The organism is Pseudomonas sp. FP2338, assembly GCF_030687515.1.
GTDB classification, from domain to species: Bacteria; Pseudomonadota; Gammaproteobacteria; order Pseudomonadales; family Pseudomonadaceae; genus Aquipseudomonas; species Aquipseudomonas salomonii.
Genome location: NZ_CP117436.1, coordinates 4,696,922 through 4,715,117 on the forward strand (window position 1 = coordinate 4,696,922; position 18,196 = coordinate 4,715,117).

At 60.1% G+C, this 18,196-nt stretch carries 11 protein-coding genes and 1 other RNA gene; 4 read left to right on the forward strand and 8 right to left on the reverse strand.

Annotated elements, in window-relative coordinates:
* The 8 genes from PSH96_RS21195 to PSH96_RS21230 all read right to left on the reverse strand — a co-directional run bounded on the left by PSH96_RS21195 (position 1) and on the right by PSH96_RS21230 (position 11,736).
* Positions 1-1,047, reverse strand: coding sequence for an N-acetylmuramidase family protein (locus tag PSH96_RS21195; RefSeq protein WP_305454880.1), 1,047 nt, complete (start codon positions 1,045-1,047; stop codon positions 1-3).
* Between the two features lie 170 nt (positions 1,048-1,217).
* Positions 1,218-2,141, reverse strand: coding sequence for an N-acetylmuramidase family protein (locus tag PSH96_RS21200; RefSeq protein WP_305454881.1), 924 nt, complete (start codon positions 2,139-2,141; stop codon positions 1,218-1,220).
* 207 nt (positions 2,142-2,348) lie between these two features.
* An RNA gene (gene ffs / locus PSH96_RS21205) (signal recognition particle sRNA small type) lies at positions 2,349-2,445 on the reverse strand.
* A gap of 240 nt (positions 2,446-2,685) precedes the next feature.
* The gene (locus PSH96_RS21210; RefSeq protein ID WP_305454882.1) at positions 2,686-3,852 is read right to left on the reverse strand and encodes a putative zinc-binding metallopeptidase; all 1,167 of its coding nucleotides are present in this window, start codon (positions 3,850-3,852) and stop codon (positions 2,686-2,688) included.
* A 114-nt stretch (positions 3,853-3,966) separates the two neighbouring features.
* Positions 3,967-6,324, reverse strand: coding sequence for an NAD-dependent DNA ligase LigA (gene ligA, locus PSH96_RS21215; RefSeq protein ID WP_305454883.1), 2,358 nt, complete (start codon positions 6,322-6,324; stop codon positions 3,967-3,969).
* 87 nt (positions 6,325-6,411) lie between these two features.
* On the reverse strand, positions 6,412-7,275 hold the full coding sequence (zipA, locus tag PSH96_RS21220) for a cell division protein ZipA (protein WP_056861545.1): 864 nt from the start codon (positions 7,273-7,275) through the stop codon (positions 6,412-6,414).
* 310 nt (positions 7,276-7,585) lie between these two features.
* Positions 7,586-11,074, reverse strand: a complete 3,489-nt coding sequence (smc, locus tag PSH96_RS21225; protein WP_236369651.1) for a chromosome segregation protein SMC — start codon at positions 11,072-11,074, stop codon at positions 7,586-7,588.
* A gap of 2 nt (positions 11,075-11,076) precedes the next feature.
* Complete coding sequence (locus PSH96_RS21230) at positions 11,077-11,736, reverse strand: GntR family transcriptional regulator (RefSeq protein ID WP_305454886.1); 660 nt, start codon at positions 11,734-11,736, stop codon at positions 11,077-11,079.
* 280 nt (positions 11,737-12,016) lie between these two features.
* Here PSH96_RS21230 and xdhA point away from each other — a divergent pair, with 280 nt between their 5' ends.
* From xdhA to guaD, 4 genes are all read left to right on the forward strand, one after another.
* Positions 12,017-13,465 (forward strand): xanthine dehydrogenase small subunit, encoded by a 1,449-nt coding sequence (gene xdhA / locus PSH96_RS21235; RefSeq protein WP_305454887.1) that lies wholly within the window; start codon positions 12,017-12,019, stop codon positions 13,463-13,465.
* Positions 13,458-15,857: a xanthine dehydrogenase molybdopterin binding subunit gene (gene xdhB / locus PSH96_RS21240; RefSeq protein WP_305454888.1), complete on the forward strand. Its 2,400-nt coding sequence runs from the start codon at positions 13,458-13,460 to the stop codon at positions 15,855-15,857. The genes xdhA and xdhB overlap by 8 nt, the downstream gene beginning before the upstream one ends.
* 118 nt (positions 15,858-15,975) lie before the next feature.
* On the forward strand, positions 15,976-16,815 hold the full coding sequence (gene xdhC, locus PSH96_RS21245) for a xanthine dehydrogenase accessory protein XdhC (RefSeq protein ID WP_056861550.1): 840 nt from the start codon (positions 15,976-15,978) through the stop codon (positions 16,813-16,815).
* 15 nt (positions 16,816-16,830) lie between these two features.
* Positions 16,831-18,135: a guanine deaminase gene (guaD, locus tag PSH96_RS21250; RefSeq protein WP_305454889.1), complete on the forward strand. Its 1,305-nt coding sequence runs from the start codon at positions 16,831-16,833 to the stop codon at positions 18,133-18,135.
* Positions 18,136-18,196: the final 61 nt, after the last annotated feature.

Consider the following 18,196-nt stretch of genomic DNA (forward strand, 5'->3'; position numbering starts at 1 on the left):
TTATTTCTTCCCTTCCAATGCTTCGTAGGCCTTTTTGATACGGATGTCGTAGTCGCCGTAATCCTTACCGTTATAGTTACGCGCCATGGCCACGTAGTCTTTATCTTTCATGGCCTTGATCAGGGCCGGGCTCTGGCTGCAAAAACCGATAAACGCTTTTAATTGGTTACCGGCATTGATCTTCAGGGCGGCGACGAATTCAAACACCGTCTTGTAACCGCAGGAGGTGTAGTTGAACCCCATTATTTGAAACATGCCCCAGGACGCCGACATCAATGCCGCCTCCTGATCCAGTGCAAACGCGGTAGCCATGGTCTCCCAGGCCTTGGTCTGGTCCTTGTTATTGACCTGCCACTGCGGTCCGGCCTTTCTCACGTAGATATACGACAGCAGCGGGTGCGCCTGGTCGTAGATGTGCTTGGTGTACTTGCGAAACAAGTGGCCTTCAAAGGCAATCACCGGCAACTTGGCCGGCCCGAACCCGGAACGCCCGCCGGATTCGACCGTAGCGAACGCCTTGATGATATTCACCGAAATGCCGCTGCCCAACTGGGTGGCAGCGCTCTGAAAGTCGGTATCGGTCAGCGTCATGCCGCCATCGCACGTGGCCTGGAGCATCAACTGCCGGTTGCGCCGCTCGGCTTCGATCATGGCGCGCATGCGCTCCAGGTACACATTGACCGTGGCCTGGACCGCATCGCCGCCGTTATTGCCAAACGCGTTGAGAAAGCTGGGAATGCGCATCGCCGGGAAGGCTTTTACCGGCACTTTCACCGCTTCTTCGATCAGGCTGTTGAAGGTTCGGCCGGTGGGGTCGATCACGCCATCGGGGTGCGCATATTTGAGATGCCGGAACTGATATTGGCTGATGCACTGCACCAATTGCCCATCGCACTTACCGTTTTCGGCCAGCGCAAAGCCCATCTTGGGAATGATCAAATTGAATAAATACTGAATGCACTGAACATCGGCGGGCAAATTGCGCGCTTTACCCGGCGCGCCCACTGAAGCACTGATAAGACGGGGCAACCCTGGCAGGCTTTTCATCACAGACATCCTTGTTAGTTAAGGAAGTGATAGCACTTCAATATCAGCGCTGCACACTTGTCATAACACACTTGTCATAACTTGAAACAAGTGGCTGCGCGAAACTAACAAGATGGTTTTGGCTTGTCCAGTAGGCCACCTCAACGGTGTGAGGCAGCCAGCAGGTACGGCTATTTTTTTCGTTCCAGCGCCTCGAAGGCTTGTCGGATGCGCCGGTCGTAGTCGCCATAGTCTGCGCCGTTGTAATGACGCGCCATGCCGGTGAAGTCCTTGTTCCTCATGGCTTTGAGCAACGCAGGGGTTTTGCGGCAAAAACCAACGAACGCCATCAATTGTTGGCTGGCATTGAGTTTCTGTGCGGTAACAAACTCGAACACGCTTTTGTAACCACACAGGGCGAAGTTGAACCCCATGATCTGAAACATGCCGTAGGACGCCGACATCAACGCTGCCTTCTGGTCCAGCGTGAACGCAGCGACCAGTGTCTGCCAGGCCTTGGCTTGATCCTTGTTATTGACCCACCATTGCGGCCCGGCCTTTTCCAGATAGGGGTAGGACAAAAAGGGATAGGCCCTGTCGTACTTCTGTTGAGTGTACTTGCGGAAGATATGGCCCTCGAAGGCGATAACCGGCAACCTGGCCGGCCCGAACCCGGAACGCCCACCGGACTCGACCGTCGCGAACGCCTTGATCAGATTCACTGAAATACCGGTGCCCAGCACTGCGGCCGCGTTCTGAAAGTCAGCCTCGGTCAGGGCGATTTGACCGTCACAGGTGGGCCTGCTGATTAACGGCGGGTCGGCAGGGACAACGGTATTGGCTTTGGCTGCATCGTCGACCAGGCTCTTGAACGTCCGACCGCCTGGGTCAATCACACCATCAGGTTTGCTGACCTTCAGGCGATTCGCCTGGTAGTCACTGATGCGCTGCAACAACAGCGGGCCGCACTTGCCGTCTTCCACCAAGGGCACTGCGGGCTCAATCAGATTAAACAGGTGCTGAATGCAGCGGACATCAGCAGGCAGGTTCTGCGCCTTGCCTGGGGTGCCGACTGAAGCACTGATAATGGCGGGTAAAACTGGAAGGCTGGACATGGCAATCATCCTTGTTGATCAAAGGAGTGCCATCACTTCTTTACTACTCCAGCACTGGGTCGCTTACAAGAATGACGCTAGCAGGCCGCTGAAGGTTTTCAAGCACAAAGCCGTCATCGCTGCGCAAAAATGCCAGATGAACGAGTAAAAGAGAGTTTGATTTGATACAGGGAGGGTCGTAGCAAGAGAAGAGCGTTATGGAGGCAACCCCACCAGCCACACCCCGGCACACAATGTTCCCGCTGTGGCTGCTGCCTTCCGGCTCTGACCAGGTTCACGGGTAATCGTTGCGGGGGGACCGATGGGGTCACCATAACGACGCTGGCCTCTCGGCAAGCCGCGCCATTGTACCGATCTCATCGGAAGTTACAACCATTGGTTCCGGATTAAAAATATCAAGGGGCTCAAGCACTTGTCCTCAACCTCGATAACCTGCCAGAACCCTGTGGGAGCCGGGCTTGCCCGCGATTGCGGTGTATCAGTTGGGGCATTGGTTGACTGACACAGCGCAATCGCAGGCAAGCCAACTCCCACATCGGGCGCTTTACTGTGCTTGCACCACTTCATCGGCCCTGCCGCCCTCCTCCTGAATCACCAAGTGAATGAAGTGCAGCTTGGCGATCACCGCCGGCGGCAACACAAAGGGGTAAAAATCCGGCTGCCCCATGCTGCGTGACAGTTCGTTGAGCATGCCGGCCAGTTCGATCCAGGCGTTGACGAACGACAGGAAGGCCGGGCCGCCAGGGTGCTCGGCGTCGTAGAGCGTGGTCAGCGGGAACGGCTGGTAATCCAGGTCCATCTCGCGGGCGCTCATGCCAAACCCCAGCGCGGTGTCGACGGCGTCCATCATGTGCAGGTAATGAGCCCAGGTTTCGGCCCAGTCTTCCCAGGGGTGCATGGTCGCGTAGGCGCTGACGCAGGTTTGCTGCCAGTCGGGGCGCGGGCCATTTTGGTAATGCTGCTCAAGCGCCTCGGCGTAACTGGCGCGCTCGTCGCCGAACAGGCTACGAAACGGTTCAAGCCAATGGCTGTTGGCGATCAGCCGGTCCCAGTAATAATGGCCGACTTCGTGGCGAAAATGGCCAAGTAACGTGCGATACGGCTCGCGCATTTGCACACGGACTTTCTCGCGGTGGGCGTCGTCGGCTTCCTTGATATCGAGGGTAACCAGGCCATTGGCGTGGCCGGTGGTGGGTGCGTTGCCTTCAAGGTCAATGCCGATGAAATCGAAGGCCAGGCCGCTGTCTTCGTCAACACTTTTGGGCACCACTTGCAGGCCCAGGCTGATCAGTTGCGCGACCAACCGGCGCTTGGCGGTTTCGACTTTGCGCCAGCGTTCGGGGTTTTCCGGGATCGACAGGTCAGGGATGGTGCGGTTGAGGCTACAAGCCACGCACAGCGGCGCGGTGCTGTGGGCCGGAATCAGCCAGTTGCAGGCGGCTGGGGTGTCGAGGTTGGCGCAGCGACGGAAGGCGCCGGCGTCGAGATTATCGTCCTGTAGCCATGTACCAGCGACTGGGCCGGGCTGTAGCGACGACAGCCGGCTTTGCTGGGGTTGATAGCCCAACAGCGCAGAACAGGCCAGGCACTGGCTGTTGCGAAAGAACAGCGACTGGCCGCAGCGGCATTGCCACACCTTGCTGCCCCGCGAGGATCCGGCCACGAACGGTGCGGCGATGCGCGTACTGAGTTGCTCGAAGTAGCGGAACATGGCGATCTCTCCCTGGGTGACCAAGACTAGATCATTTACCGTGAAGGATCGTTCCAATGGCTTTGGGGCTGCTTCGCAGCCCAGCGGGAGCAAGCTCCCTCGCCACAAAAACCATCAGACGCTGATGTTGTGTTTGGCCAGGAAGGCGACGAAGGCCTCTTCGTCCAGCACCTTAAGGCCCAGCTCGGTGGCCTTGGCCAGCTTGGAACCCGCGCCCGGCCCGGCGACCACGCAGTGGGTCTTGGCCGAGACGGAACCGGCCACTTTGGCGCCCAGGCTTTCGAGCTTGTCCTTGGCCACATCGCGGCTCATCAGCTCCAGGGAGCCGGTCAGCACCCAGGTATGCCCCGCTTCCGGCAAGCCTTCGACGACCTTCTTTTCGCTCTGCCAATGCATCCCGAAGTCTTTGAGCTGCTGCTCGATGGCCAGGGCATGGTTGGCATTGTCCGGGTTATCAAAAAACTCGCGTACCGCCTTGGCCTGCTTCTCGGGCAGCGCCTGGCGCATATCCAGCCAGTCAGCCTTGATCACGCCCTCAAGGCTGGCGAACTTGTCAGCGAGTTTTTGCGCGGCGCCAGGCCCTACGCTGGGTACGTGCAGCTTGTCGAGCAAGCCGCCCAGGGTGGTGCTGGCGGCGAATTCGGCGCTCAGGTCGCCCTGATCCTGCAATTGCAGGCCGCATTCATCCGGCGACAGCAGCGCGCCAATCACGTCCTGGTTATGGCTGTCTTCAAAGAAGCTGTGAATCTCGTGGGCCACTTCCAGGCCCACGTCCGGCAGGTACGTCAGCACTTCGGGCAAGGCCTGCTGCACGCGCTCCAGGGACGCCAGCGAGCGCGCGAGTACCTTGGCGGTCTCCTCGCCCACATCCGGAATGCCCAAGGCGTAGATAAACCGCGCCAGGGTCGGGGTCTTGCTGTTTTCGATGGCGGTGATCAGCTTTTTGCTGGAAATATCGGCAAAGCCTTCCAGGTCGATGATCTGCTCGTATTTGAGCTTGTAGAGGTCAGCCGGCGAGCCGATAAGCTTTTCATCCACCAACTGCTCGATGGTTTTGTCGCCCAGGCCGTCAATGTCCATGGCGCGGCGCGACACAAAATGGATGATCGCCTGCTTGAGCTGCGCGCCACAGGCCAGGCGCCCGACGCAGCGGTACACCGCACCTTCGCTGACGGTTTCCTTGCCCTTGCTGCGTTTGACCAGTTGCGTGCGCTCCACATGGGAGCCGCACACCGGGCAGCTTTGCGGAATGTGCACGGCGCGGGCGTCTTCCGGACGACGCTCGGTGACCACCGAGACGACTTGCGGGATCACATCACCGGCACGGCGAATGATCACGGTGTCACCGATCATCAGGCCCAGGCGCGCGACTTCGTCCATGTTGTGCAACGTGGCATTGGACACGGTGACTCCGGCGACCTTGACCGGCTTCAAGCGCGCCACCGGCGTTACCGCACCGGTGCGGCCGACCTGGAATTCCACGTCGAGCAGTTCGGTCAGCTCTTCCATGGCCGGGAATTTATGCGCGATGGCCCAGCGTGGTTCACGGGCGCGGAAGCCCAACTCCCTCTGGGAAGCAATGCTGTTGACCTTGAACACCACGCCGTCGATTTCATACGGCAGGCTGTTACGCCGCTCGCCGATGTCGCGGTAATACGCCAGGCAATCCTGAATGCCCTTGGCCAACTTCAGCTCATGGCTGATCGGCATGCCCCACTTCTGCAGTTGCTGCAGGTTGCCGATATGGGTGTCGCTGATGTCGGTAGTCACGCCATAGCAGCAGAATTCCAGCGGACGGCTGGCGGTGATCTTCGAGTCCAACTGACGCAGGCTGCCGGCGGCGGCATTACGCGGGTTGGCGAAGGTCTTGCCGCCCACTTCCAGCTGCGAGGCGTTCAGCCGCTCGAAGCCGGCCTTGGACATGAATACTTCGCCGCGCACTTCCAGGGTTGCCGGCCAGCCACTGCCGTGCAGTTTCAACGGGATATTACGCACGGTGCGCACGTTGACGCTGATGTCTTCACCGGTGGTGCCATCGCCACGCGTGGCGCCGCGCACCAGCTCGCCGTCCTGATACAGCAGGCTGACCGCCAGGCCGTCCAGCTTGGGCTCGCAGCTGTATTCCACCGCCGCACCACCGCCAAACAGATCGCCCACAGGCAGGTCGAGACCTTCGGTCACCCGGCGATCAAATTCGAGCATGGTGGTTTCATCGAAGGCGTTGCCCAGGCTGAGCATCGGAATCTCGTGCTTGACCTGGGTGAACGCCGACAGCGCCGCACTGCCGACCCGCTGCGTCGGTGAATCACGCGTCACCAGTTCCGGGTGCTCGGCTTCCAGGGCCTTGAGCTCATGGAACAGCCGGTCGTACTCGGCGTCCGGAATGCTCGGCTCGTCGAGAACGTGGTAACGGTAGTTGTGCTGATCCAGTTCAGCGCGCAGTTCGAGGATGCGGGTGTGGGCGGCGGTCATGGGTGTTCTCTCATAAAGCAAAAGAGCAGCCGAAGCTGCTCAATATGTTAGTGCGCTTATTCTACTGACAACGCTGAAGACCAATCCTCAGCGTTTCTGTGTCAGGGCGCGACGCTCGAACTCGACGATGCGCTGACGGTAATGCTCGATGGTCTGGGCAGTCAGAACGCTGCGTTGGTCGTCCTTGAGCTCGCCGTTGAGTTCCTGGGACAGCTTGCGGGCTGCGGCCACCATCACGTCGAACGCTTGTTTCGGGTGACGCGGGCCTGGCAGACCAAGGAAGAAGCTCACCGCCGGAGTGCTGAACAGGTCGATATCGTCCAGGTCGAAAGTGCCCGGCTTGACCGCGTTGGCCATGGAGAACAGTACTTCGCCGTTACCGGCCATGCTTTCGTGGCGGTGGAAAATATCCATCTCGCCAAAACGCAGGCCGCTTTCGAGAATGTTCTGCAAGAGTGCCGGGCCTTTGAAGCCGGCGGCATCGCGGCAGATCACGCTGATCACCAAAACCTCTTCGGCGGCCGGCTGATCGTTTACCGACTGGCGCGCTGCAGGCTTGCCGACGTTTTCATCGGGGAAGTCGTCATCACGGCTGCTGAAGCTCGGGCCTTCGTCGACGTCGAGGTTCAGGTCGCCCTGATGCGGCTCGGCCACAGCGGCACTGGCGCGCTTGCCACGCTTGGACGACGGCTCGCGGGCTTCACGCACCGGCGCACTCATCGACGGCAAGTCGTGCTCGTCCAGTTGCGGTTCTTTATGGGTATCCAGCACACGGGGCGGCCCCAGCAGCTCGGCGCTGCCGTCATCGTCGGGCAAGTTGGACAGGTTACGGTCCAGACGGAATTTGAGCTTGCCCTTGCCACCGCGCATGCGGCGCCAGCCATCAAAAAGAATACCGGCAATGACAATAATGCCGATGACGATCAGCCACTCGCGCAGACCGATTTCCATGTAATCCCGTGCCTCTAATAAAAAATGCTGAAAAATAAGGGGTTTAGCAACGTCCAAACCGCTTTAAAACGTGGCGCCAACTCTATGTTCTGACTGACGTTTTGCCCACGCATACGAGGAATTGACAATAAACTAGCACGACCTTCGATAACTTTACACAGTTGGCACACAGTTGGCGCGAAATGTGTCGATTTGCCATCTTTCAGCGACCCGGAAGATCTCTTACACCAGCCGCCAACTGTGAGCTTCGAGTCGCAAGCTATAAGCCTCAAGTACATACGGCTTGTAGCTGACAACTAGCGACTCGCCACTAGGCGTCCACCATCGCCATCGCTTCTTCGACATCCACCGCCACCAATCGCGAACAACCCGGCTCGTGCATCGTCACGCCCATCAACTGATCGGCCATTTCCATGGCGATCTTGTTGTGGGTGATATAGATGAACTGCACGGTCTGGGACATCTCTTTAACCAACCGAGCGTAGCGTCCAACGTTAGCGTCATCCAGCGGCGCGTCAACTTCGTCGAGCATGCAAAACGGCGCCGGGTTCAACTTGAAGATCGCAAATACCAGGGCCAATGCGGTCAGGGCCTTTTCGCCACCGGACAACAAATGGATGGTGCTGTTCTTCTTGCCTGGCGGCCGCGCCATGATCGTCACCCCTGTATCGAGTAGATCTTCGCCCGTCAGTTCCAAGTAGGCGCTGCCTCCACCGAAAACTTTCGGGAATAACGCCTGTAAACCGCCATTAATCTGATCAAAGGTATCTTTGAAGCGGTTACGGGTTTCCTTGTCGATCTTGCGAATCACGTTTTCCAGGGTGTCCAGCGCTTCGACCAGGTCGGCGTCCTGAGCGTCCAGGTAACGTTTACGCTCAGACTGTTGCTGGTATTCGTCGATGGCTGCGAGGTTGATCGCGCCGAGGCGCTGGATACGCGCGGCGATGCGCTCAAGTTCTTCTTCGGCGTCTTTTTCGTTGGCCTGGGCGGTCAAGGTAGTGAGCACGCCGTGCAGGTCGTAGCCGTCTTCCAACAACTGGTCTTGCAGGGTCTTGCGGCGCACGGTCAGGGCTTGCCATTCCATGCGCTGTTGTTCGAGCTGCCCGCGAATCAGCTGGGATTGCTGCTCGGCCTGAGTCCGACGTTTCTCGGCGTCGCGCAGTTCGCGGTCGGCGTCTTCCAGGGCGATTTGCGCGGTCTTGAGTTCTTCGTCGACGGTCATGCGCTTGTCGAGCAACTCTTCGAGCTTGAGGCGCAATTCTTCCAGCGGCGCTTCGCCCTCCTCCAGGTTGAGGCTCAGTTGCTCACGCTTTTCGGTCAGGCGTTCGGACTGCATCTCCAGACGCTCAAGCGCCTGGCGCGTGGAGGTGTGTTGGGCCTGCAACGAGCCCAGGCGCACTGCCAACTGATGGGCGTGATCTTTGTGCTGACGGGCTTCCTGGCGCACGCGATCGAGGCGTTCGCGCAGGCTGTCGCGCTGGGCCAGCAGCAGTTCGCGCTGCTCGGTATCCAGCGCCATGCTGTCGAGGGCTTCCTGCAAGTGCAGGCGCGCTTCGCCGATCTGTTCGTGTTCGAGGGCGCGCTGCTCGCCCATCTCGGCCACTTCTTCGTCGAGGCGGGTGCGGCGCAGGGTCAATTGCTCGGCCTTGGCCTTGCTCGCCGACAGCTGGGCTTTCAATTCGCCTTGCTGGCGCGCTTCGTCCTGCAACAGGCGGCGCAGGTGTTCGCGGCCGGTCTCTTGTTGGCGCTGAGTGGCACGCAGGGTTTGCAGTTCGGTTTCCAGGCTTTCAAGGGTGGCCTCGCGCTCTTCGCGTTCGGCGCCCAGGTTGACGATTTCCTGGCCACGGGCCAATACGCCGCTCTCGGCCTCACTGGCACGACGCACACGCAGGAAGTGCCGGCCAACCCAATAACCATCCCGGCTGATCAGGCTTTCGCCGGCGCCCAATTGGCCACGCTGGGCCAGGGCCTGCTCCAGTGATTCAACCGGTTTGACCTGGCCCAGCCACGGCGCCAGATCAACCGCCGCCTCAACCTTGTCGAGCAAACTGCCCGGCACTCGCGTGCCATCGGCTGCGGGGCTGAGCAAACGCAAATCGCCCTGGGCAAAACCGGCCAGGTCGAAACCGCCAAAATCATCCACCAATACGGCTTGCAGGTCGGCGCCCAACACGGTCTCGACCGCCAGCTCCCAACCCGCTTCAACTTTTAAGCCTTCGGCCAGGCGCGGACGCTCGGCCAGGTGCTGGTCACGCAGCCATTCAGCGGTGCCGGTGCCTGGGTCCAGCGCGGCCTGCTGCAAGGCTTCAAGCGACGCCAAGCGCCCATTGAGCCGCTGCAAATCGCCCTGGGCCTGCTGCTGAGCCTGGGTCGCCTGTTGCAGTTGCTGACGCAATTGCTCCAGGCGCTCCACTTGTTGTTCTTCGCTGGCCTCGAGTTCTTCCAGGGTCATTTCACTTTCGGCCAGCTGCTCGCTCAGCGCCATGATCGCCGCGTCTTCCGGGTCGGCGGCGAGCAATGCGCGCTCCTCCTGCATGCGGCGCTGGCGTTCGGCCAGGCGCTCCATGCTGGTTTCCAGTTGCTGGATGCGCGATTGCTGCACCTCAGCCTGGCGGCGCGGCTCGGCGGATTTCAGGTTGAACGTGTCCCACTGCTCCTGCCAGCCGTGCATGGTGGTTTCGGCTTCTTCCAGGGCGGCGGCGGCCTCTTCGGCGGCGGCGCTGGTGATTTCCTGCTCGGGCGTGAGCATGTCCAGCTCTTCGCCCAACGTCAGCAGCAACGTGCGATCGTGGCCCAGGTGCGACTCGGTTTCCAGCCGCGCGCGTTCGGCCTCTTTCAAATCATCCTGCAACTGGCGCAGGCGCTGCTGGCCGTGCTGGATGCTCTGCTCAACCCGGGCAATATCGCCGCCTACCGAGTAGAACCGTCCCTGCACCAGATTGAAGCGCTCGGACAGGTCATGGTGACCGTCACGCAGGCGCTCGATGCTGGCGTCGGCATTACGCTGCTCGGCCACCAGCGCTTCAAAGCTGATTTCCTGGGTGCCGATGATCGCTTCGCGCTGGCCGACCTGATCATTCAGCGCCTGCCAGCGCAGAGCCGAGAGCTGCGCCTTGAGCTGGCGCTCTTCGCCCTTGTATTCCTGGTACTTCTCGGCGGCCTGGGCCTGACGGTGCAGGCGTTCCAGTTGACGCTCCAGCTCTTCACGCAGGTCGGTCAGGCGGGCGAGGTTTTCGTGGGTACGGCGGATACGGTTTTCGGTCTCGCGGCGGCGCTCCTTGTACTTGGAGATGCCGGCCGCTTCTTCGATAAAGTTACGCAGGTCTTCGGGTTTGGCTTCGATCAGCTTGGAGATCATGCCCTGCTCGATGATCGAATAGCTGCGCGGGCCTAAGCCTGTGCCGAGGAAAATATCGGTGATATCGCGTCGACGGCATTTGGTGCCGTTGAGGAAGTAACTGTTCTGGCTGTCACGCGTCACTTTGCGGCGAATCGAGATTTCCGCGTAGGCCGCATATTCGCCGATCAAGGTGCCATCGGAGTTATCGAACACCAGTTCGATGCTGGCCTGGCTCACCGGCTTGCGGCTGGTGGAGCCATTGAAGATGACGTCGGTCATCGACTCGCCACGCAGGTTTTTTGCCGAGCTCTCGCCCATCACCCAACGTACGGCGTCGATGATGTTCGACTTGCCGCAACCATTGGGCCCGACCACCGCCGCCATGTTACTGGGGAAGTTCACCGTGGTCGGGTCGACGAAGGATTTGAACCCCGCCAGTTTGATGCACTTGAGCCGCACGCTTAGGCGCCTGCCAACGCAGCGATGACCAGCGAGCTGCTGCGCTCGCAGTAGGCCGACAGCACCTGGCGAATCTGCGGCAGGTCACGGGCGAGCACCGCCGCGAGCAGTTGCTCGAACAGCGCCAGGTACTCACTCATCTCCGCCTTGCGCTGGTCCAGGGCCAGGTAATAGGCACGGTTCATCGCCGGCTGCAGGTTTTCGACGGTTTCCTGCAAATACGGGTTGTTGGCGAAGGGGTACGCGGCGCGCATCACACTGAAGCTTTCTTCGACGAAAGAACGTATGTCCTCACGCTCGAAACTGGTCATCAGGCGTTGCTGGATCTGCAGAAACGGCGCCATGTCGGCCTGAACCTTCCAGCCCTCAGCCACCGAATTGCCGAGCAGGATGTACAACTCGCCCATCAGCGTGCACAGGCTCTGCACCTTGTGCGCGGTGAGTTCGGTGACGTGGGCGCCACGGCGCGGCAGGATCGCGATCAGGTGGCGGCGCTCGAGGATCAGCAAAGCTTCACGCACGGAGCCACGGCTGACATTCAGTGCCAGCGTGACTTTCTGTTCCTGGATCCGCTCCCCAGGCTTGAGATCGCCGCGAATGATACGTTCGGCGAGGTGGTGAGCAATTTGCTCGGCGAGACTGTCCGGCGCCTTGAACGTCATGTTTTCCCTTCAAAATCTTCTATCGGTACAAGCGCGGCAGTGTAGCGCATTGGCTGGCTGATGGCGCTACGCCCACAGGCGCGAATTTGGCATGAAATAAGCAACGCTGAAAAGCCAAAAGCCAGCAAAAACACCGGTTCCAGAAGACTGGACCATAATTGAAAATGTTGCGATCGCAATTTCTTGACCTTCTGGTCAGAAAATCGTTGACCGAAAAGTCAGACATGACTAGATTCGGCGCAAAGCGGTTAACAACAATAATGAGTCTGCGAGGCCTTCCGTGATCCAGTTTTTACTTAACCAGGAACTCCGTAGCGAGCACGCCCTGGACCCCAACCTGACCGTGCTCAACTATTTGCGCGAGCATTTGGGCAAATCCGGTACCAAGGAAGGCTGCGCCAGCGGCGATTGTGGTGCATGCACCGTGGTAGTCGGCGAATTGCACACCGACGCTCAAGGTGCGGAGCAGATCCGCTATCGCAGCCTCAATTCCTGCCTGACGTTTGTGTCGTCATTGCACGGCAAACAACTGATCAGCGTCGAAGACCTCAAGCATCAAGGCCAACTGCACAGCGTGCAACAGGCCATGGTCGAGTGCCACGGCTCGCAATGCGGCTTTTGCACCCCAGGCTTTGTAATGTCGCTATTTGCCCTGCAAAAGAACAGCGACGCCCCCGACAGCCAGAAAGCCCATGAAGCGCTGGCCGGCAACCTGTGCCGTTGCACCGGTTACCGCCCGATTCTGGCCGCCGCCGAACAGGCCTGCTGCAACAAGCCGGCGGATCAGTTCGACAGCCGCCAACCCGAGACCATCGCCCGTCTCAAAGCCATCGCGCCCACGCAAACCGGTGAACTCAACAGCGGTGACAAACGCTGCCTGGTGCCGCTCACCGTTGCCGACCTGGCCGACCTCTACGACGCCTACCCGCAGGCGCGTTTGCTGGCGGGCGGCACTGACCTGGCACTGGAAGTCACGCAGTTTCACCGCGTGCTGCCAGTGATGATCTACGTGGGCAACATCGAAGAGATGAAGCGCATCGAGTCGTTCGACGACCGCCTGGAAATCGGCGCAGCCACACCGCTGTCCGATTGCTACGGCGCGCTGCACCACGAATACCCGGACTTCGGCGATTTGCTGCACCGCTTCGCCTCACTGCAAATCCGCAACCAAGGCACCCTGGGCGGCAATATCGGCAACGCCTCGCCCATCGGCGATTCGCCGCCACTGCTGATCGCCCTGGGCGCGCAGATCGTGCTGTGCAAGGGCAACACCCGTCGCACTTTGGCGCTGGAAGATTACTTTATCGACTACCGTGTCACTGCGCGCCAGGACAGCGAGTTTATCGAGAAGATCATCGTGCCCAAGGGCCATACGTTGTTCCGCGCCTACAAGGTTTCCAAGCGCCTGGATGATGATATTTCCGCCGTGTGCGCCGCTTTCAACCTGAAGATCGACAACGGTGTGATCACCGACGCACGCGTGGCATTCGGCGGCATGGCCGCCACGCCCAAGCGCGCGAAAAGTTGCGAAGCCGTATTGGTCGGCGCCACTTGGAACGCCACCACGGTGGAGAAAGCCTGCGCCGCCCTCGCCCAGGATTTCACCCCGCTGTCGGACTTCCGCGCCAGCAAGGAATACCGCCTGCTCAGCGCGCAGAACCTGCTGCGCAAATACTTCATCGAGCTGCAAACACCGCACATCGAGACTCGGGTGACCGCTTATGTCTAACCATCACGCCGTCGTTAAAACCCAGGCCGAACTCGCCGAGCTGTTTGCCCAGGACCTGACCACCGGGGTCGGCCGCAGCGTCAAGCATGACAGCGCCGCCAAGCACGTCAGCGGTGAAGCGCAGTACATCGATGATCGCTTGGAATTCCCTAACCAGTTGCACCTGTATGCGCGTATGTCCGACCGTGCCCATGCGCGCATCATCAGCATCGACACCGCACCGTGCTACGCCTTTGACGGCGTGCGCATCGTCATCACCCATGAAGATGTGCCGGGCCTCAAAGACATTGGTCCATTGATGCCCGGCGACCCGCTGCTGGCCATCGACACCGTGCAGTTCGTCGGCCAAGTGGTGTTGGCCGTGGCCGCCCGCGACCTGGAGACCGCACGCAAAGCGGCCATGGCGGCGGTGATCGAATATGAAGACCTGGAGCCGGTGCTGGACGTGGTCGAGGCCTTTCGCAACAAGCACTTTGTGCTCGACAGCCACACCCACCAACGCGGTGATTCGGCGGGCGCACTGGCCACCGCGAAAAACCGTATCCAGGGCACCCTGCATATCGGCGGCCAGGAACACTTTTACCTGGAAACCCAGATTTCCTCGGTAATGCCCACCGAAGACGGCGGCATGATCGTCTACTGCTCCACGCAAAACCCCACCGAGGTGCAAAAGCTGGTGGCCGAAGTACTCGACGTGTCGATGAATAAAATCGTCGTGGATATGCGCCGCATGGGCGGTGGTTTTGGCGGCAAGGAAACCCAGGCCGCCAGCCCCGCGTGCCTGTGCGCAGTGGTCGCGCGCCTGACCGGCCAGCCGACCAAGATGCGCCTGCCGCGTGTCGAAGACATGCTGATGACCGGCAAGCGCCACCCGTTCTATATCGAATACGACGTGGGGTTTGACGACAGCGGCCGCCTGCACGGCATCAATCTGGACCTGGCAGGTAACTGCGGCTGTTCGCCGGACCTGTCCAACTCGATTGTCGACCGCGCGATGTTCCACTCCGACAACTCGTATTACCTGGGCGACGCCACCGTCAACGGCCACCGCTGCAAGACCAACACCGCGTCCAACACCGCGTATCGCGGCTTTGGCGGCCCGCAAGGCATGGTTGCCATCGAGGAAGTCATGGACGCCATTGCGCGCCATCTGGCGCTGGACCCGTTGGCGGTGCGCAAGGTCAATTACTACGGCAAGACCGAACGCAACGTCACCCACTACTACCAGACCGTCGAGCACAACATGCTCGAAGAAATGACCGCCGAGCTTGAAGCCAGCAGCCAGTACGCCGAGCGCCGCGAAGCGATCCGCCTGTACAACGCCCACAGCCCGATTCTGAAAAAAGGCCTGGCGCTGACGCCGGTGAAATTCGGTATTTCGTTTACCGCCAGTTTCCTCAACCAGGCCGGTGCGCTGATCCACATTTACACCGACGGCAGCATCCACCTGAACCACGGCGGCACCGAGATGGGCCAGGGTTTGAACATCAAGGTCGCGCAGGTGGTGGCTGAAATATTCCAAGTCGAGATCGACCGCGTGCAGATCACCGCCACCAACACCGACAAGGTGCCCAACACCTCGCCAACCGCCGCCTCCAGCGGTGCCGACTTGAACGGCAAGGCCGCGCAGAACGCTGCCGAAACCATCAAGCAACGCCTGGTGGAATTTGCCGCACGCAAGTACGACGTGAGTGAAGCGGACGTGGCGTTCCACAATGGCCACGTGCGCGTGCGCGATCAGATCCTGACCTTTGAGGCGCTGATCCAGCAGGCGTATTTCGCTCAGGTTTCACTGTCGAGCACCGGTTTTTACAAGACCCCGAAAATCTTTTACGACCGCAGCCAGGCGCGTGGTCGGCCGTTCTACTACTTCGCGTTCGGCGCGGCCTGCTGCGAAGTGATCGTCGACACCCTCACCGGCGAATACAAAATGTTGCGCACCGACATCCTTCACGATGTGGGCGCCTCGCTGAACCCGGCCATCGACATCGGCCAGGTCGAAGGCGGCTTTATCCAGGGCATGGGCTGGCTGACCATGGAAGAGCTGGTGTGGAACAACAAGGGCAAGCTGATGACCAACGGCCCGGCCAGCTACAAGATCCCGGCCGTGGCGGACATGCCGCTGGATTTGCGTGTGAAGCTGGTGGAAAACCGCAAAAACCCGGAAGACACGGTGTTCCATTCCAAGGCCGTGGGCGAGCCGCCATTTATGCTCGGGATTGCTTCGTGGTGTGCGATCAAGGATGCCGTGGCGAGTTTGGGTGACTATCGCCATCAGCCGAAGATTGACGCGCCGGCGACGCCGGAGCGGGTGTTGTGGGGCTGTGAGCAGATGCGGCAGTTGAGCGCTTCGAAAGCCGTTGAGACTGAAACCGAGATGGCTTCGCTTTAGGACCGAGGTGCTGCCATCGCAGGCAAGCCAGCTCCCACATTTTGATTTGTGAACCCGATCAAATGTGGGAGCTGGCTTGCCTGCGATAGCGGTCTCACAGACACCACTGGAGGTGACTATGAACAACTGGATCAGCGCCCTCGCCGACCTGCAGAACCAGGGTGAACCCTGCGTGCTGGTGACCATCATCGAGGAGCTCGGCTCCACGCCGCGCAACGCCGGCTCAAAAATGGTGATCAGCGCCGCGCACACCTTCGACACCATCGGCGGCGGGCACCTGGAATACAAAGCGATGCAGATCGCCCGCGACATGCTGGTGCGTGGCCAGCAGAACACCCATCTGGAGCGCTTCAGCCTCGGCGCCAGCCTGGGCCAGTGCTGCGGCGGCGTGACGGTGTTGCTGTTCGAACCCATGGGCCAGGTGCAGGCACAGATCGCGGTATTTGGCGCCGGCCATGTCGGCCGCGCCCTGGTGCCGTTATTGGCGAGCCTGCCGTGCCGGGTGCGCTGGATTGATTCGCGTGATCAAGAGTTTCCGGAACATATCCCTCAGGGCGTGCGTAAAATCATCAGCGAAGAGCCGGTGGACGAAATTGCCGACCTGCCGGTGGGCAGTTACTGCATCGTGATGACCCACAATCACGCGTTGGACCTGGAACTGACTGCCGCGCTGCTCAAGCGCAATGACTTCGCCTATTTCGGCCTGATCGGTTCAAAGACCAAACGGGTCAAGTTCGAACACCGCCTGCGTGATCGCGGCTTCGACACCGCGCACCTGCAACGCATGCGCTGCCCCATGGGCCTCACCGAGGTGAAGGGCAAACTGCCGGTGGAGATCGCCATCTCCATCGCCGGCGAAATCATCGCCACCTATAACGCGAATTTCGGCCAGCACAGTGCGAGCGCCGAACCTATTGCCAAACTGCTGCCGGCCTCGCGTCGCAGCCAAGCTATCTAAAATATTGAGATCACCATGCCTTTGACTCGCAAAGCCTACCGTGCCGCCATTTTGCACAGCATCGCCGACCCCGCCGAAGTGGGGATCGAAGCCTCCTATGAATATTTCGAAGACGGCCTGCTGGTGATCGATAACGGCCAGATCAGCGCCCTGGGCCACGCCAGCGATTTGCTGCCAACGCTGCCCGCCGACATCGACGTGACCCATTATCAGGATGCGCTGATCACGCCCGGCCTGATCGACACCCACATTCACCTGCCGCAAACCGGCATGGTCGGTGCCTATGGCGAGCAGTTGCTGGATTGGCTCAACACCTACACCTTCCCGTGTGAAAGCCAGTTCGCTGACAAGGCCCACGCCGAGGAAGTCGCGGGTATTTTTATCAAGGAACTGCTGCGCAATGGCACCACCACGGCGTTGGTGTTCGGCAGTGTGCACCCGCAGTCGGTGAATGCGTTCTTTGAAGCCGCCGAGAAACTCGACCTGCGCATGATCGCCGGCAAGGTGATGATGGACCGCAACGCGCCGGACTACCTGACCGACACCGCCGAATCCGGCTACCAGGAAAGCAAGGCGCTGATCGAACGCTGGCACGGCAAGGGCCGTTTGCACTATGCCGTCACGCCACGTTTTGCGCCGACCAGCACTGCGGAACAACTGGCGCTGGCCGGGCAACTGCTGGGCGAATACCCAGACCTGTACATGCAGACGCACATCAGCGAGAACAAGCAGGAAGTCGAGTGGGTAAAAGAGCTGTTCCCGGAGCGCAACGGCTACCTGGACGTGTACGACCATTACAAACTGCTGGGCGAGCGCTCGGTGTTTGCCCACGGCGTACACCTGTGTGATGACGAGTGCGCACGGTTGGCCGAGACCGGTTCGGCCGTGGCGTTCTGCCCAACCTCGAACCTCTTTCTTGGCAGTGGCTTGTTCAACTTGCCGATGGCCGAGAAGCACAAGCTGAATGTGGGCCTGGGCACCGACGTGGGCGGCGGCACCAGCTTCTCGCTCCTGCAAACACTGAATGAAGCCTACAAGGTCATGCAACTGCAGGGCGCGCGTTTGAGCCCGTTCAAGTCGCTGTACCTGGCTACCTTGGGCGGTGCGCGGGCACTGCGCCTGGAAGACAAGATCGGCACGTTGCAGCCGGGCACGGATGCGGACTTTTTGGTGCTGGACTACAACGCTACGCCGCTGCTCAGCTATCGCTTGAAGCAGGCCAATAACATTGCCGAGACGTTGTTTGTGTTGATGACGTTGGGGGATGACCGGACGATTCTACAGACCTACGCGGCCGGCAATCTGGTGCATCAACGCTGATCTGAGCCACACCATAAAACAAATGTGGGAGCCAGCTCCCACACAAGCCCGACTCCCACAT

Excerpts from the sequence above, each read along its gene's own strand:
- xdhC (WP_056861550.1), top strand. The coding sequence starts at position 15,976 with ATGAACAACTGGATCAGCGCCCTCGCCGACCTGCAGAACCAGGGTGAA.
- xdhB (WP_305454888.1), top strand. The coding sequence starts at position 13,458 with ATGTCTAACCATCACGCCGTCGTTAAAACCCAGGCCGAACTCGCCGAG.
- PSH96_RS21210 (WP_305454882.1), bottom strand. The coding sequence starts at position 3,852 with ATGTTCCGCTACTTCGAGCAACTCAGTACGCGCATCGCCGCACCGTTC.
- PSH96_RS21230 (WP_305454886.1), bottom strand. The coding sequence starts at position 11,736 with ATGACGTTCAAGGCGCCGGACAGTCTCGCCGAGCAAATTGCTCACCAC.
- zipA (WP_056861545.1), bottom strand. The coding sequence starts at position 7,275 with ATGGAAATCGGTCTGCGCGAGTGGCTGATCGTCATCGGCATTATTGTC.
- guaD (WP_305454889.1), top strand. The coding sequence starts at position 16,831 with ATGCCTTTGACTCGCAAAGCCTACCGTGCCGCCATTTTGCACAGCATC.
- ligA (WP_305454883.1), bottom strand. The coding sequence starts at position 6,324 with ATGACCGCCGCCCACACCCGCATCCTCGAACTGCGCGCTGAACTGGAT.
- PSH96_RS21200 (WP_305454881.1), bottom strand. The coding sequence starts at position 2,141 with ATGTCCAGCCTTCCAGTTTTACCCGCCATTATCAGTGCTTCAGTCGGC.
- PSH96_RS21195 (WP_305454880.1), bottom strand. The coding sequence starts at position 1,047 with ATGAAAAGCCTGCCAGGGTTGCCCCGTCTTATCAGTGCTTCAGTGGGC.